Source organism: Sulfurimonas sp. NW7 (genome assembly GCF_051132265.1).
In the GTDB taxonomy this organism is placed as follows: domain Bacteria; phylum Campylobacterota; class Campylobacteria; order Campylobacterales; family Sulfurimonadaceae; genus Sulfurimonas; species Sulfurimonas hydrogeniphila.
The window spans coordinates 2218687-2233946 of record NZ_CP093235.1; the positions used below are offsets into that span (position 1 = coordinate 2218687).

The window sequence follows — 15260 nt, forward strand, 5'->3', positions numbered from 1 at the left end:
TTTTAGTATCTGTTTCCCGTAGGAGAATTAATGAGAGAAAAGAATTCACTGCGTGTTTTTTCATCTTTTTTGAAAAGTCCGCGAAGCGCTGATGATGTTGTCGTTGAGTTTATCTTTTCAACACCGCGCATCTCCATACACATATGACGCGCCTGAATGACAACACCAACACCCTTTGGCGCAATCGTATCCATAATGGCATCAGCAATCTGTTCCGTCAGCTGTTCTTGAATCTGCATACGGCGGGCAAACACATTGACAACTCGGGGAATTTTTGAAAGTCCGACCACTTTTCCGTCTGGAATATAGGCTACATGTACCCGACCGATAATAGGCAGAAGATGATGTTCACATGTAGAATAGAACTCTATGTCTTTTACCAAAACCATTTCATCATTGGAGGTCGTAAAAAGCGCTTTTTTTAAAATTTCCGCAGGATCTTCTTTGTATCCGCCGTAAATAAACTCATAGGCTTTTCGCACGCGTGCAGGTGTATCCAACAGCCCTTCACGACTTGGATCTTCTCCGACATGATGCATCATTATTTTGACTGCATTTTCAAATTCACTGTTTTTATTCTCTGACAAAGTTATGCCTTTTAAAGTTTTTAGTATGATAGAGTAGCAAGAATTTGCTGAAAAGATGATGTAATAAAAATACCTCAAGACTAAACTTGAGGTATTTTTTTAGTGAATAAAGATATTTGGAACAATCAGCGGGTATTTTTTCATTTTTCTGAAAATATGTTTTCTGATAACCTGACGCAAATCACCTTCTAAAGTTTTAGGATTACCGATAAGTCCGGGCTTCATGTTCAACAGGAAGTTTTCCAGTATTTCTTCTATCTCTTTTGCAAAAGCCCTGTCTCTTTTGTCAGCGACCAGACCAAATGATGTCACTTTTGGTTTATCCATCATTTTTCCGGTTTGTTCACTCACCTGAGCCACTATCATAACAACACCGTCTGTCGCAAGTTTTTGGCGATCCATAACTATGTCATCTTCGATTTCATAATTGTTTTGATTGTCAATATATGTCTTGCCGGTTTTTACAGTTTTGACTTTTCTCATATATTTTGGTGCAATCTCTATCTGTTCTCCATCTGTCATAAGTAAAATATTTCTCTCAGGTACACCACACAGCATTGCAGTCTCTTTATGTTTCATTACATGATTGTATTCACCGTGAATCGGTAAAAAGAACTTAGGATTAACGAGACGAAGCATCAATTTTTGCTCTTCTAAAGATGCATGTCCTGAAACATGTAAATCTTTGTCATAGGCAATTTTAGCTCCACATTTTTGCAGGTGATTAAGCATTTGGGAAATAGAACCCTCATTACCGGGAATAGCACGGGAGGAGAGAACAATCAAATCAGTCGGTTTAATTTTAATATGTCTGTGCTCACCTATTGACATTCTAAACAGTGCAGAATTGCCTTCACCCTGAGAACCTGTTGTCACGATTAAAACATCTTTATCACTCATGTGTGCCACTTCATCCGGTTCCACAAAGATATTTTTTGGTAATTTAATATAGTCATATTGCATAGCCACTTCAAGGTTACGCTCCATAGAACGTCCGATAACACAAATTTTACGACCATATTTCACAGCATACTGAATTGCCTGATAAACACGATGAATATTTGAGCTGAACGTTGAAAGAACCACTCTTCCCTCTGCCTTGCTGAATACACGGTCAAGTGCCGGTGCAACGCTTAACTCAGACGGTGTAGGATTAGGATTATGTGAATTTGTCGAATCACTCATCAAACACAACACCCCTTTTTCGCCATAATGTGCCAAACGGTGTAAGTCTGCGGGATACCCGTCTATCGGTGTATAGTCAATCTTGAAATCACCTGTATGTATCACAGTTCCGGCTGCTGTTGTAATCGCCACAGAAGAAGAGTCTAAAATAGAGTGGGTCATATGCATCCACTCAACTTCAAAATCATTTCCTATTTTATAGACTTTTCTTTTTTCAATAGGATTAAAATATTTTCTAGCCTCTTTTAAATGATGCTCATCAAATTTGTTTCCAATCATTGCCAAAGGCAATGGCGTTCCGTATATAGGAAACTGCAGTTCTCTAAAAAGATACGGTACTGCACCGATATGATCTTCATGCGCATGCGTAATGATAATACCGACAATTTTATGCTTGATTTCATGCAGATAGGTAAAATCGGGAATCAGTATATCAACCCCGTGCATCTCTTCATCTGGAAAACTCATCCCTACATCGACAAGAATTGCTTCATTGTCAGTTTCAAATACAGCAATATTTCCGCCGATTTCTCCAAGCCCTCCAAGCGGTGTGACACGGACTCTTGCTTTTGATTCCAAATCCAGTTTGTAGTGCGGATTCAGTCTTTGCTTGTGTGCTTCCTGATTTTTTACAACAAATGCTTTAAGCTTGTCATCAATAGGAGAAGCTCCTCTTTTGTGACGGCCGCGACTTTTGTTTTTATTGTTGTTTGTTCTTGGCTTTGCATTTGCATTTTTTTCACCGTTTGGCTTCTTCTGATTGCCGTTTGGTCTACGATTGTTATTTGGTTTGCGGTTGTTATTTGGTTTGCGTTGTTCCTGAGGTTTGCTTTGTGCTGCCTCTTGTATCTCTTCTGCCATCCAAACTCCTTGTTAATTTATAGAGTTGGTGATAGTCGTTAGTGCTTACCTGATGAGGCCGAACCGTTAATGCAAGTTCCAGTTTTTCCAGAACTTCCTGAAGTTTTTTCCTGTCATATTTTGAAGATAGATTTTTCACCAAAGTTTTTCGAGGCTGCGAAAATGCAACTCTTAGCATATCCTCGAACTCTTTGTCATTTCTATCAGCATTTTTCTCTATCAGAAAAACAGCAGAATCCACTTTGGGCTGAGGATCAAATGCAGTCGGGGGAACTTTCACAACAATCTGTGCTGTTCCTATACTTTGGGCTATTACGCTCAAAGAACCAAAAACTTTTTCACCTGCAGTTGCACAAAACTTTTCTGCTACTTCAAGTTGAACCATTACAAGTATATTTTTACACATAGGATCTGCGAGTGCTTTCAATAGTATGTTCGTAGCAATATAATAGGGCAAATTTGCCACCAAATCATAAGGCTCACGCACAAGTTCACTCTGCCAAGCATTTAAAACATCTCCACAGTTTATATGGAGTCGCTTGGTAGCAATCTCTTCTTTAAATGTACTTTGTAACAGTTTACATAAATCGGTATCTACCTCAAAAGCTTCTACACTTTTGACATCAACTAAAAATTTAGTTAAATCACCTAAGCCAGGCCCAATTTCTACGATTTTATTCTCGTTTTTGGGCATCGCTTCGACGATTTGTCTTAAAACTGACTGGTCTTTAAGAAAGTTTTGTCCAAACTTCTTCTTTGCTACAATACTTTCTCTATTCATAGCACTATGATATCTTTTTTTTACTTACAAAAAGGTAACAGACTGAAAAAATCAATTTTTTTCTCTTTTTTTATACTAAAGCATTGATTTTTTCTTCTGAAACAGCCACTAATCGTCTTTGCAGTCTTGCTATTTCTGCCAAAAGTTCTTCGGCTATTTGTTCCATTGCAAGATACTTTTCGTTTACAAGCTTCAACTCCGACTCAGTCAGTACCTTTTGCTTTGGTTTAAATATTCTTGATAAAAATCCGCCTTTTTTTTCTTCAGCGAAATACAAGTCGAAAATTTCACGATATCTTTCATGAAGTTTGTCATGAAGCTCTTCAATATTGCTCATACACTCCAGCGGATTGTTTGAGAGTATCTTCAACTTCTGTCCATCGGTATAAAACCATTGACCAAATTTTGTTTCTCTGGATGAAGTTGGTAAAATTCTATCTTCCGGATCTATCCCGTCTATTAAGGATTTTGCTGTTTCTACAAACCTTGTCAATTCTACTTCTGCATTTTCTAAACTTTTTAATGTTTCATCCTTCTTCATCTACATTCCTATCCAAATATAATGAACGATTATAGTCCTAACTATATTAAAGCAATATAAAACTTTCACCCCAATCCTCTAAAAACTAAATTTCAAGAGTTGAGAGATAGAATCATCCAAATCCCATCTATTGTTGATAAGTTGTTCTTGTATAGATTTTGCACCATTAAGATGTAAAATATTAAGAATCATACTTCTAATGATTGTCATTAAAAATGGATTTAAATGGCAGTTATGGTCATCTTCTCTAAGCGCATTATCTTTGTACTGGTGCATCGTTTCTACTTTCCAATGATGTAGTATTTTATTATGAAAAAATTCTGCTTCTTCACGAAAGTTTGCAATACAGAATTGAATTCTTGTGCTATTGGTCACTTCTTTAGTTTGATGATTTATATGCTCTACTTTTTTGATAGTTTTTATTATTGAACGAACATGAGAAATTCCATTATGGTAAAAAGTTGTAGGTTTATATACAAACACTTCCCTTTGTATCCATTCATTTGATTGCTGGATAGGTTTTGCGTTATAGGTGCTTGTTGGTTTCATTTCCCTTGATATTTCATCTATTTTATCAAGGAGTGTTTTTTGATTGTCTTTAACTTTAGCAATATATTTTGAGCCACTATTTTCAATGGCATCTAGCGTTTTTTTTGAGTATTCATTGCATCAAAGGTAAAGATGAATGTATCATCCAACTCCCCTATCATAGCCTGTAGGGCTGGTATCTCATTAGACTTCTGTGCTATTTGTTGATGTGCAATGACTACACCAATTTCTGAAAGAACTGCACCTACTACTTCAATTGAACGTTTGTCTTTATATCTACTACCGTTCATGACCTTTCCATCAACACTCAGGTGTTTTCCTGTAGTATCAACATAGTTCTTAATCCATTCTCTAAAAACACCTTCTACCTCCTCTGAATCTACTTTTGCAAGTATCTCTGATACTACACTTTTTTTTGGAGTGAGTATAAATTCTATCCCTAAAAGTTTTTTTATTTGTTCTTTTTGAATATGTTTATCTATCCAAATTGAAATTTGTTTGTAGTCTGTTGCTCCCATTAATCCAGCTAACACAGATAAATATAAAACATGCTCTATTTTATGTCTCTTCCCTTTGGCTTTACGATAATCTGTAACTCCTGAAAATAGTTTCAAAAGTTGATTTGATTCGGCTTGTTCTTTATACCCTTTAATTGATCGCTTCTTTGAAAGTTTTTCTCTTGATTTTCTTGCCATTTCTTCTCTTTTTATTTTTTAATACTTACAGCAATTATCGTTCTACTTTTTGTTATGGCTTTTTTTAGGATTGGGGTGTAAAACTTTTGTTTCACGTGAAACAAAATCAATCATTAAGCCTAAAAGTGTATAATTGCGCTATGAATTATTTTGCAAAGAGAATCATCCCATGCCTGGATGTAAAAGACGGACGTGTTGTCAAAGGCGTCAATTTTGTAGGACTCAAAGATGCCGGTGACCCTGTTGAAGTAGCCCGCAGATACAATGAAGAGGGTGCAGATGAAATTACATTTTTGGATATTACAGCTTCTTCTGACAACAGAGACACAATAGTAGATATAGTTGCCCAGGTAGCACGAGAAATTTTTATACCGCTAACTGTAGGCGGAGGCATTCGCAAACTAGATGATATATACAAACTTTTAAATGTCGGCTGTGATAAAGTCAGCGTTAATTCCGCAGCCATAAAAAGACCCCAACTCATAGACGAAGGTGCCAAACGCTTTGGATCACAGTGTATTGTCACAGCAATTGATGTGAAAAAAACAGGTGACAAATACAATGTTTACCTAAACGGCGGACGCGTAGATACAGGTATAGACGCCGTAGAGTGGGCAAAAGAGGTTGTAGACAGAGGAAGCGGAGAAATTCTTTTGACATCTATGGATGCGGATGGAACCAAAGCAGGTTTTGAGCTCAATATAACAGAACAGATAAGCCGTGCAGTACATGTACCGGTCATAGCCAGTGGCGGTGCAGGTACAATGCAACATATAAAAGAAGCATTTGAACACGGAGCAGATGCTGCATTGGCTGCTTCCATATTTCACTACAAAGAGATAGATATAATGGATCTAAAACATTATTTACATGAACAAAATATTCCGGTAAGGCTATAACAATGATTATATGTGCAGGAAACAATGAAACATTTTCTTTTGCAACTCCAATGGGAGTAGGGCTCATTGAAACAGCTATGAATCTTACACGGCTTTGTCTATTTGACAAACCGGAATTTTTACTCTTTGTAGGAACTGCAGGAAGCTATGGAGAAAAAAAAATATTTGATATCATAGAATCAAAAACCGCTGCAAATATAGAACTGGCATTTTTAAGTAATGATGCCTATACACCGCTTGATAATGTTGTCACAACAAACACTACCAATAAAAAAGACATTGTTGTCAACTCATCAAATTATATATCTACAAACGAAACATTGACAAAAAACTTTTTAAAATTTGGTGTCGGCATAGAAAATATGGAATTTTTTTCAGTGTTGCGCATTGCCCAGGAGTTTAATATTCCTGCCGGCGGTGTGTTTTGTATAACAAACTATACTAACAAACAGGCTCATGAAGATTTTCTCAAGAATCAATCCAAAGCAAAAGAACTCCTTGAAGAGCATGTAAAAAAGCGTATAGCAGAGCTAACAGCAAAATGAAACCTTCTTTATATGACTTCACACAAAAAGAACTGACACAGTTAGTCAAACCATCTTTTCGTGCCAAACAGATTTATGGTTGGCTGTATCATCAGTATGCACAGGATTTTGATGCAATGAAAAACATCCCAAAAGCATTAAAAGAAGAACTGAGCGAAAAATATACCATCAATCCCATGGAAATCGTACGAAAAGAAGAGTCAAGCGACGGTACAATAAAATATCTTTTGCAGCTACAGGACGGCAAGACCGTTGAAGCAGTCTGGCTTAAAATGAAAGATGAGCAAGTTGATGAAAATGGTGAAATAACACAAGAGGCAAAATATACAGTCTGTGTTTCCACACAGGTTGGCTGCAAAGTCGGCTGTAGTTTTTGTTTGACGGCCAAAGGCGGTTTTACCCGTGATTTGACTGCCGGAGAAATTGTTGCACAGGTAGTAACACTCAAACGTGACAACAAACACAAACATAACAGAAAGATAAATATAGTGTACATGGGAATGGGGGAACCTCTCGACAATCTTGAAAATCTTGCACAGGCTATAGAAATTTTTAAAGAAGAAGAGGGACTTGCCATTTCTGCAAAAAGACAAACTGTAAGCACAAGTGGTCTCAGTAACAAAATAGACAAACTCGGTCAAATGGATCTGGGTGTGCATATAGCCATATCACTCCATGCGGTTGATGATGAACTGCGCACAGAGCTTATTCCGATGAATAAAGCACATAACATCAACTCAATTATAGAAGCGGTAAAACGTTTTCCAATTGATACACGCAAGCGTGTTATGTTTGAATATCTTGTCATTAAAAATAAAAATGATGATTTGGGTTCTGCAAAAAAACTTGTAAAACTCCTTAGCGGAATTAAAGCAAAAGTAAACCTTATCTATTTTAATCCCTATCCTGGTACACCTTACGAACGTCCATCACGCGAAGATATGATCAAATTTCAGGAATACCTTATAAACCACGGTTTACTCTCTACCATACGCGATTCTAAAGGAATAGATATCAGTGCCGCTTGTGGACAGTTAAAAGAAAAAAATCAAGATGAGATAAACAGTTAGATAACAAATCTAAGAGTATAATTATAATAAAAATCAAGGATAGTTATGAGTAGTGTTGATATCAGTGAAGTAGTTTTGTTAGTGATAGTTTTTGCCATTGGCGTTGGCGGTTTTATATGGGCAGCAACCAAAGAAGAAAAAGAGTAAAGTTTTAATTAAAGTCATATAAAGCTGGATCAAAATAAAGCAGACGACCAACACACCAGGGAGGTCGTCTATGAGTGTAATAATACCCTACTAATCTTAAAAATAAATTTCATCTTAAAATAAATTTTAATCATAATAAAATTTGTCAATTTTCTCTAAATGTGTAGTATTCACACATTGTTCTAAAGTGTGAATATCACATAATTTCATGGATAAAAAATTTGTAAATTTTCTTATTTTTTAAGAAATATTTTATGTAAATTTTACCTTAAAACAGTTTACAAATCTTCCAAAAGCCCTATTTACAGGGCTATAAAGAGATTTAAAAAAATTATTCACATAAATAAATATTATTTTTATCTTCTTAAAAAAAAGTTATTCACATTACATGTAATAAACATGTTTTTAAAAAGTCTACCTTGCTTTTTATGATATAAGAATCCCCATATAAATCAAATGCCAATTCACTGGCATGTAACAATAAACGTTGTGCTCCGCTGTTTTTTATTCTTTGTTCGGCAGATAGTTCTCTCTCTAAAAATTTAACGATATTCTCTTCGCTCTGTCCATAAATCGGATCACCGACTATCGGATGTTTCACGTGAAACAAATGCACTCTGATTTGATGCTGTCTTCCTGTATACGGCACACATTCCACAAGTGTCATATTTAGTTTTTCAAAATATTCCAATGGTCTAAAAAAAGTTTTTGAAGCTTTGCCTTTTGTATCAACTTTTACTACCATACGAACAATAGCACTTTCATCTTCTGCTCTTAACAGCGGCTCCACCACAGTAAGCTCTTTTTTAAAATCTCCGTGTACAAATGCCAAATATTTCTTTTTCATATCTCTTTGCTCAAACATCATTTTAATATCACGTTCACTCTGCTTGTTCTTTGCACACAAGACCAGACCACTTGTCTCCTGATCGATTCTGTGTGTAATATTTGCATCTCTGCCGTATTGGTATTTTAATTCATCTATAAGAGAGTAGGGCGTGTATCTGTTTTGAGGATGAATAAGCACACCACTCGGCTTGTCAAAAACAACAAACTCTTCTTCTTCGTATGTAGGTTCCAAACCTCTTGTAATAGGTTCAAAGTAGATAAATTCAAATTCACCTTCAATTTCACCTGCAGTCCTCGTCATCGGTTCTCCGTTAACAAAAAGCCTTCCCTTGGCAATAAGACGCTGTGCTTCTTTTTGGGTATACCCAAGTTCTTGAATTAAATATAAAAATGCTTTTTGTTTTTTTGGTGCAAACATTCTCTTTCTTACGAATGGCAAATTTCAATCCTCTTTAATGAATATTTGAGTAAAATAAACTACTTTAATCTATGCGAATTCTAGCATAAAAACAATCATAAGGAACCTATATAATGGTAGATAGATATTCACGGGAAGAGATGGCATCAAAATGGACATACCAGGCAAAATACCAGGCGTGGCTTGATGTTGAAATTGCTGTAGTAAAAGCTTGGGCAAAACTGGGAAAAATCCCTCAGGAAGATGCGGACAAAATTGTTAAGAACGCAAAGTTTGACATTAAACGCATAGATGAAATAGAAGCGGTAACACGCCATGACCTGATTGCCTTTACAACTTCGGTATCAGAATCTCTCGGTGAAGAGAGCAGATGGTTTCATTATGGTATGACATCTTCAGATACTATTGATACAGCCGTTGCGCTTCAGATGAAAGATTCCCTTTCGCTTATAATAGAAGATGTAAAGATGATTATGGAGTCTATTAAAAAACGTGCCATGGAACACAAAATGACTTTAATGGTCGGACGTTCTCACGGAATTCACGGAGAACCTATAACATTTGGTCTCGTGTTAGCTGTCTGGTATGATGAAATGGCTCGTCATCTCGAAAACCTTGAACAGACTATGGATGTTATAGCAGTCGGACAGGTAAGTGGAGCAATGGGAAATTTTGCGCATGCTCCTTTGGAACTTGAAGAGTATACCTGTGAAGAGCTTGGTTTAAAGCCAGCACCTGTTTCAAACCAGGTTATTCAGCGTGACCGTTATGCGAGACTGGCAACAGCTTTGGCATTAATGGCAAGTTCCATAGAAAAATTTGCCGTACAGGTTCGTCACTGGCAAAGAACGGAAGTATATGAGTGCGAAGAGTATTTTGCAAAAGGCCAAAAAGGCTCATCCGCAATGCCTCATAAACGCAATCCTATCCTCACAGAAAACATAACAGGTTTGGCTCGCATGATACGTGCCTATGCAAACCCTGCTATGGAAAATGTAGCTCTTTGGCATGAACGTGACATCTCCCACTCATCCACAGAACGTTTTTGGCTCCCTGATGCATTTATTACAAGTGATTTTATGCTGCACCGCATGAATAACGTTATCGCAAACCTGACTGTATATCCTGAAAACATGATGAGAAATCTCAACCTGACAGGAGGACTTGTATTTTCTCAACGTGTTTTACTTGAACTTCCACTGCAGGGTGTGAGTCGTGAAGATGCCTACAGAATCGTACAGAGAAATGCCATGAAAGTCTGGGAAGAGATTCAACAGGGCAAACCTACGGTTAATGAAAAAGGAGAGAGCCTCTATCTTAATCATCTGCTTGCAGACGAAGAGTTGAGAAATTCACTTAGTGAAGAAGTTATCAGAGAATGTTTTAATTACGACTACTATACAAAAAATGTAGATAAAATATTTGCAAGAGTTTTCAAATAAACAACTTCAGCATAGCTGTAATTGCTATGCTGAATATAACTTTTTCTTCTATCTCCTTAGATATAACAAATATATAAAACTTGTAAAAATTTTACTGCTTTAATATTTTTAAGAGAGAGTTTTCGCTAGAATACTAACTATGCTAATTAACAATATCTTATAGTTTTTTATATGATTATTGCATACATAATTATATAAAAAATTCTTAATCAGGGAATAAATTTATGATAACAGTTATAAAACGAAACGGACGAACAGAACCTCTTGACATATCCAAAATCCAAAAATATACTTCTGCTGCTGTAAAAGGTTTGGCCAATGTCAGCCAAAGTGAACTGGAAGTTGATGCCCAAATTCACTTTCGTGACGGTATAACATCAAAAGAGATACAAGAAACTTTAATTAAAACCGCGGTAGATAAAATAGATATTGATGCACCCAACTGGACATTTGTGGCTTCACGTCTGTTTCTTTTTAATCTTTACCATCAGGTAAACGGTTTTACCGGTTATTGCAAATTGGAAAAGTATTTTGAAAAAGGAGAAAAAGAGGGACGAATTCTTCTGGGCCTAAAAGAGATGTATGATCTTGACGAACTGGAAAAACATATTAAACCGGAAAGAGATCTGCAGTTTAATTATCTGGGCATTAAAACACTCTATGACAGATATCTGATTAAAGACAGAGATGCAAACCCGATAGAGCTTCCTCAACATATGTTTATGGCCATCGCAATGTTTTTGGCACAGCGCGAGGAAAAACGTCAAGAGTGGGCCATCAAATTTTATAACATGATTAGTAAATTCGAAGTTATGTTAGCCACGCCCACACTCTCCAATGCAAGAACACCAAGACACCAGTTAAGTTCTTGTTATATAGGCTCTACTCCTGATAATATCGAAGGTATATTTGACACATACAAAGAGATGGCAATGCTTTCAAAATTTGGCGGAGGAATCGGCTGGGACTGGACCCAGGTTCGTTCAATGGGTTCTTTTATAGACGGCCACAAAAATGCAGCAGGTGGAACTATCCCCTTTTTAAAGATAACAAATGATATTGCCATCGCCGTAGACCAACTCGGTACCAGAAAAGGTGCTATTGCTGTTTATCTTGAACCATGGCATATAGATATCAACGACTTTTTAGACCTGAAGAAAAACTCCGGTGAAGAGCGTCGTCGCGCTCACGATCTGTTTCCGTCTCTATGGCTAAACGATATGTTTATGAAACGTGTGGAAGAGGATGCAATCTGGACACTTTTCGACCCATATGATACCAGAGAACTCACGAATGTCTACGGCGAAGAATTTAATAAACTTTATCTCAAATTTGAACAGGATGAGAGTATCATCAAAGAAAAAGTAAAGGCAAAAGATTTATGGAAAAAGATTTTGACTTCTTATTTTGAGACAGGTTCACCGTTTCTTTGTTTTAAAGACAATGCTAACCGTGCAAATCCGAATGATCATTACGGAATTATCAGAAGTTCCAATCTCTGTACAGAAATTTTTCAAAACACTCAGCCTAACCATTATAAAATAAAATTTATTTTTGAAAACGGTGACAGCATCAGTTATGAAGAAGAGGAGTTGGTAACTGTAGACAGTGGTATAACAAAACCCGCCAAAAAAGTCACTGCTTTGGATTCACTGGGAGGACTTCCTATTTTTGCTGTGGAAAAAGAAAAAATTGACGGCGCTACGGCTGTTTGTAACCTTGCTTCTATAAATCTCTCACGCATAAATACAAAAGAAGATATAGACAGAATTGTCCCCACAGCTATCAGATGTTTGGACAATGTTATAGATTTGAATTTTTATCCGGTTGAAAAAGTAAAACGGACTAACATGCGAAGCCGCTCTATCGGTTTGGGTGTTATGGGCGAAGCACAGATGCTTGCAGAAGCCGGAATTATGTGGGGAAGTCAGGAACATTTTGACAAAATAGACGAAATTATGGAAGCTGTTTGTTATAATGCAGTTTCCGCCTCTTCTGATCTGGCTGTTGAAAAAGGAAGCTATCCCGAATTTGAAGGAAGCAAGTGGAGCAGAGGAATAATGCCTCAAGACCATGCAAATGCCGAGGTGGTAAACCTGGTTGACCGTGGCGGACTCTTTGCTTCAAAATACGAATGGGATGAACTCCGGGCCAAAGTAAAAAAACAGGGAATGCGAAACGGTTATCTGATGGCTGTAGCCCCTACATCATCCATATCTATTTTAACAGGTACTACACAGGCTATTGAGCCTGTCTTTAAACGCAAATGGTCAGAAGAAAATCTCAGCGGACTGATTCCTGTTGTTGTTCCTAATCTTTCACCTGAGACATGGAGTTATTATACTCCGGCATATGATTTAAACCAGACCGTTCTTATAAAAGCAGCCGCTATCAGACAAAAATGGATAGATCAGGGGCAGTCTCTCAACATTTTTATAACACTTGACAAAGCAAGCGGACGCTATCTTAATGAAATTTATATGCTGGCATGGAAACTGGGACTCAAATCTACCTATTATCTGCGTTCACAGTCACCGGAAATGGCAAGCGATGTCGAAGACAGAAGTATGGAGTGTGTCGGTTGCCAATAGACCTTGAGCGGTTTGACAGCTTTAAAAATGCCGACTTGCGTTCCCTCGAAGTCATTTCACCCACTCATCTGAAATTAGTTCTTGCAGTTCAAGATGCCGCACGTGATTATGACTGGATAACCCTAACACTTGATTTTACAGAGGTAACAGATGCAAGACTGCTTGAACAAAGCAAGTTACAGTTTATAAATATGAGTGACGGAGCAAGTCTTTTACATGTAAACAAAGAATTTGCATTTGGCATAGGAGAGTGCTATAATATCCAAGCAATTAAAAACTCGACGCTCTATATCATTTCTAAGGATCTGAAATATAAAGAGGGACAATTTTAAAGGATGACAATGGCATATGAGGTAAAAGGCGAAATACTTGGATTTGTAAATACCAGGCAGGTAGATATAAATGAAATAGATGCACTTTTTTCCATTATGAAAGACAGCCAAAATCCGGGCATATCTTTTACTCTGGTCAATCCTTATATGTTACGCGAATACCCTTTTGAAATTCCTGAAAAAACAAAAGAGTTACTCAAAATTACTGACAATTCAGAAATAAGTGTTTTCAATATTTTACTTATTCAGAAACCTTTGGAAAAATCAACAATTAATTTTTTAGCGCCCATTATTATTAACCATGACAACAATACATTGGCCCAAATTGTTTTAGAACCAAAACAAAATCCGGATTATGGCATGGCAGAAAGTATAGAATCATTTAAAAAAGAGACATCTTCATAAAATATATTTTGAAATTAGACTATAATATGGAACTTAGGTAGCATTACAATTGCCAAATTGAGTGTAAAATACACTTCAAAAAGGAGAATTCTATGAAAATTGTATGTCCACACTGTTTTACAGTAAACAATGTTCCAAAAAAAGAGAGTTATAAAAAAGCAAACTGCGGGAAGTGTAAACAATCACTTTTAGACACAAAACCTGTAGAACTTACAAATGCAAATTTTGATGAAGTAATTGTCAACAGTGATATTCCGGTAATAGTTGACTTTTGGGCACCATGGTGCGGTCCATGTAAAATGATGGCTCCAAATTTTGAACGTGCTGCCACTCAATTTCCACTCAAAGCACTTTTTGCAAAAGTAAATACTGAAAATGAGCAAAATCTTGGTGCACGTTTTGGAATTCGTTCAATTCCGACAATTATCGTCTTTAAAAATGGCTGTGAAGTTGAAAGAGTCAGCGGTGCGCTTGATGTAAATGCACTTGTTTCTCTCGCTTCAAAACACAGTAACTAAATTTTATTTTATATAAGAACAGCAGTAATCGGTTACACTCTTTATTTTTATTTCAAATGAAGAGTCGGCCGGTACTGTAAAAATTTCAGGCACAAGTAGTGTGCGCCACTCTTCGCCTGGCAGTTTTACTTCCACATCACCGCTCATAATCTCCATAATTTCTTTATCTGCCGTATTAAAAGTATATTCGCCCGGCAGCATAATTCCCAAAGACTTTATACTTCCGTCAGGAAATTCAACTGTTCTGCTCGTTACTTTTCCGTCATAATAAATATTTGCCTCTTTTACAATATTCACATTTTCAAATTTTGACATTTTTTATCCTTTTTTTAGTTTGACTCTCTGAGAGTGTGTTATGGCTACAGCCATGGCATCTGATATATCAAGAGGTTTGATCTCTTTTTTTATGTTTAACAGGCGCTGAACCATAAATGCCACCTGTTCTTTTTGTGCTTTTGCCTTGCCTGTAAGCGCTCTTTTTACCTGCAACGCCGTATATTCATGAAACTGTCCAAACTCCTGTAAAAGTTTTAGCATTATTGCTCCGCGAAACTGTGCCAGTTTAATTGTTGTTGCGGGATTGTGGGCATAAAATATATCTTCCATGGCTACTTCGTCAATAACATGATTTTCAAATATACTGCTCAATCCTTCAACCATTTGCGGTATTTGAAACTGCAAATCTTCTGCCTTCATTTTTATAAGTCCAGCTTCGATAAGCGATATTTTGGAATTTTGTAACGAAATAAGTGCATACCCCATATTTCTTGTTCCGGGATCTATACCAAGTATAGTCATTTAAGGCCTTTAAAACATTTTTCACCATTATATAGAAAACAATATAA

17 protein-coding genes are annotated in these 15260 nt (G+C 36.7%); 8 read left to right on the forward strand and 9 right to left on the reverse strand.

Features of this window, described 5'->3' with window-relative positions:
* Positions 1-2: 2 nt before the first annotated feature.
* The 6 genes from folE to MLC35_RS11595 all read right to left on the reverse strand — a co-directional run bounded on the left by folE (position 3) and on the right by MLC35_RS11595 (position 5199).
* Positions 3-587 (reverse strand): GTP cyclohydrolase I FolE, encoded by a 585-nt coding sequence (folE, locus tag MLC35_RS11570; RefSeq protein ID WP_346389048.1) that lies wholly within the window; start codon positions 585-587, stop codon positions 3-5.
* A 99-nt stretch (positions 588-686) separates the two neighbouring features.
* Positions 687-2633, reverse strand: coding sequence for a ribonuclease J (locus tag MLC35_RS11575; RefSeq protein ID WP_434637119.1), 1947 nt, complete (start codon positions 2631-2633; stop codon positions 687-689).
* Positions 2572-3414 carry a 16S rRNA (adenine(1518)-N(6)/adenine(1519)-N(6))-dimethyltransferase RsmA gene (gene rsmA, locus MLC35_RS11580; protein WP_151899257.1) on the reverse strand — a complete coding sequence of 281 codons (843 nt, stop codon included), beginning with the start codon at positions 3412-3414 and terminating at the stop codon, positions 2572-2574. Before rsmA ends, MLC35_RS11575 begins: the two co-directional genes overlap by 62 nt.
* Positions 3415-3484: 70 nt before the next feature.
* Positions 3485-3955, reverse strand: coding sequence for a CZB domain-containing protein (locus MLC35_RS11585; protein WP_346389049.1), 471 nt, complete (start codon positions 3953-3955; stop codon positions 3485-3487).
* A gap of 78 nt (positions 3956-4033) precedes the next feature.
* A complete protein-coding gene (locus tag MLC35_RS11590; protein ID WP_434636476.1) occupies positions 4034-4504 on the reverse strand; it encodes a hypothetical protein in 471 nt (156 codons plus the stop codon).
* 92 nt (positions 4505-4596) lie between these two features.
* On the reverse strand, positions 4597-5199 hold the full coding sequence (locus MLC35_RS11595; protein WP_434636478.1) for an ISAs1 family transposase: 603 nt from the start codon (positions 5197-5199) through the stop codon (positions 4597-4599).
* 140 nt (positions 5200-5339) lie between these two features.
* On the opposite strand from MLC35_RS11595, the gene hisF reads away from it, so the two are divergent.
* From hisF to rlmN, 3 genes are read left to right on the forward strand one after another with little or no spacing between them, the layout of a single operon-like run.
* Positions 5340-6098: an imidazole glycerol phosphate synthase subunit HisF gene (gene hisF, locus MLC35_RS11600; protein ID WP_346389050.1), complete on the forward strand. Its 759-nt coding sequence runs from the start codon at positions 5340-5342 to the stop codon at positions 6096-6098.
* Between the two features lie 2 nt (positions 6099-6100).
* Positions 6101-6643, forward strand: coding sequence for a purine-nucleoside phosphorylase (locus tag MLC35_RS11605; RefSeq protein WP_346389051.1), 543 nt, complete (start codon positions 6101-6103; stop codon positions 6641-6643).
* Positions 6640-7713, forward strand: coding sequence for a 23S rRNA (adenine(2503)-C(2))-methyltransferase RlmN (gene rlmN, locus MLC35_RS11610; protein ID WP_151899253.1), 1074 nt, complete (start codon positions 6640-6642; stop codon positions 7711-7713). Before MLC35_RS11605 ends, rlmN begins: the two co-directional genes overlap by 4 nt.
* A gap of 526 nt (positions 7714-8239) precedes the next feature.
* Here the strand turns inward: rlmN and MLC35_RS11615 are convergent.
* Positions 8240-9148 (reverse strand): RluA family pseudouridine synthase, encoded by a 909-nt coding sequence (locus tag MLC35_RS11615; protein ID WP_434637121.1) that lies wholly within the window; start codon positions 9146-9148, stop codon positions 8240-8242.
* A 92-nt stretch (positions 9149-9240) separates the two neighbouring features.
* Between MLC35_RS11615 and purB the strand changes: the two genes are divergently transcribed.
* The 5 genes from purB (at position 9241) to trxC (ending at position 14415) form a co-directional block, all read left to right on the forward strand.
* Positions 9241-10569, forward strand: a complete 1329-nt coding sequence (gene purB / locus MLC35_RS11620) for an adenylosuccinate lyase (protein ID WP_346389053.1) — start codon at positions 9241-9243, stop codon at positions 10567-10569.
* Positions 10570-10793: 224 nt separating this feature from the next.
* Positions 10794-13160 (forward strand): ribonucleoside-diphosphate reductase subunit alpha, encoded by a 2367-nt coding sequence (locus MLC35_RS11625; RefSeq protein WP_434637123.1) that lies wholly within the window; start codon positions 10794-10796, stop codon positions 13158-13160.
* The gene (locus MLC35_RS11630; RefSeq protein ID WP_346389054.1) at positions 13142-13492 is read left to right on the forward strand and encodes a hypothetical protein; all 351 of its coding nucleotides are present in this window, start codon (positions 13142-13144) and stop codon (positions 13490-13492) included. The genes MLC35_RS11625 and MLC35_RS11630 overlap by 19 nt, the downstream gene beginning before the upstream one ends.
* A gap of 9 nt (positions 13493-13501) precedes the next feature.
* Positions 13502-13897 (forward strand): flagellar assembly protein FliW, encoded by a 396-nt coding sequence (fliW, locus tag MLC35_RS11635; RefSeq protein WP_434580658.1) that lies wholly within the window; start codon positions 13502-13504, stop codon positions 13895-13897.
* Between the two features lie 92 nt (positions 13898-13989).
* Positions 13990-14415, forward strand: a complete 426-nt coding sequence (gene trxC / locus MLC35_RS11640) for a thioredoxin TrxC (RefSeq protein WP_434637125.1) — start codon at positions 13990-13992, stop codon at positions 14413-14415.
* A 3-nt stretch (positions 14416-14418) separates the two neighbouring features.
* Here the strand turns inward: trxC and MLC35_RS11645 are convergent, their stop codons facing one another.
* On the reverse strand, positions 14419-14730 hold the full coding sequence (locus tag MLC35_RS11645; protein WP_418640835.1) for a pyrimidine/purine nucleoside phosphorylase: 312 nt from the start codon (positions 14728-14730) through the stop codon (positions 14419-14421).
* Positions 14731-14733: 3 nt separating this feature from the next.
* Complete coding sequence (ruvC, locus tag MLC35_RS11650; RefSeq protein ID WP_151899245.1) at positions 14734-15213, reverse strand: crossover junction endodeoxyribonuclease RuvC; 480 nt, start codon at positions 15211-15213, stop codon at positions 14734-14736.
* Between the last annotated feature and the right edge of the window lie 47 nt (positions 15214-15260).

What these genes read in the sequence shown, in the direction of transcription:
- MLC35_RS11575 (WP_434637119.1), bottom strand. Translation starts at nt 2,633, where the DNA reads ATGGCAGAAGAGATACAAGAGGCAGCACAAAGCAAACCTCAGGAACAA.
- rsmA (WP_151899257.1), bottom strand. Translation starts at nt 3,414, where the DNA reads ATGAATAGAGAAAGTATTGTAGCAAAGAAGAAGTTTGGACAAAACTTT.
- MLC35_RS11585 (WP_346389049.1), bottom strand. Translation starts at nt 3,955, where the DNA reads ATGAAGAAGGATGAAACATTAAAAAGTTTAGAAAATGCAGAAGTAGAA.
- MLC35_RS11590 (WP_434636476.1), bottom strand. Translation starts at nt 4,504, where the DNA reads ATGAAACCAACAAGCACCTATAACGCAAAACCTATCCAGCAATCAAAT.
- MLC35_RS11595 (WP_434636478.1), bottom strand. Translation starts at nt 5,199, where the DNA reads ATGGCAAGAAAATCAAGAGAAAAACTTTCAAAGAAGCGATCAATTAAA.
- hisF (WP_346389050.1), top strand. Translation starts at nt 5,340, where the DNA reads ATGAATTATTTTGCAAAGAGAATCATCCCATGCCTGGATGTAAAAGAC.
- MLC35_RS11605 (WP_346389051.1), top strand. Translation starts at nt 6,101, where the DNA reads ATGATTATATGTGCAGGAAACAATGAAACATTTTCTTTTGCAACTCCA.
- rlmN (WP_151899253.1), top strand. Translation starts at nt 6,640, where the DNA reads ATGAAACCTTCTTTATATGACTTCACACAAAAAGAACTGACACAGTTA.
- purB (WP_346389053.1), top strand. Translation starts at nt 9,241, where the DNA reads ATGGTAGATAGATATTCACGGGAAGAGATGGCATCAAAATGGACATAC.
- MLC35_RS11625 (WP_434637123.1), top strand. Translation starts at nt 10,794, where the DNA reads ATGATAACAGTTATAAAACGAAACGGACGAACAGAACCTCTTGACATA.
- fliW (WP_434580658.1), top strand. Translation starts at nt 13,502, where the DNA reads ATGGCATATGAGGTAAAAGGCGAAATACTTGGATTTGTAAATACCAGG.
- trxC (WP_434637125.1), top strand. Translation starts at nt 13,990, where the DNA reads ATGAAAATTGTATGTCCACACTGTTTTACAGTAAACAATGTTCCAAAA.
- MLC35_RS11645 (WP_418640835.1), bottom strand. Translation starts at nt 14,730, where the DNA reads ATGTCAAAATTTGAAAATGTGAATATTGTAAAAGAGGCAAATATTTAT.
- ruvC (WP_151899245.1), bottom strand. Translation starts at nt 15,213, where the DNA reads ATGACTATACTTGGTATAGATCCCGGAACAAGAAATATGGGGTATGCA.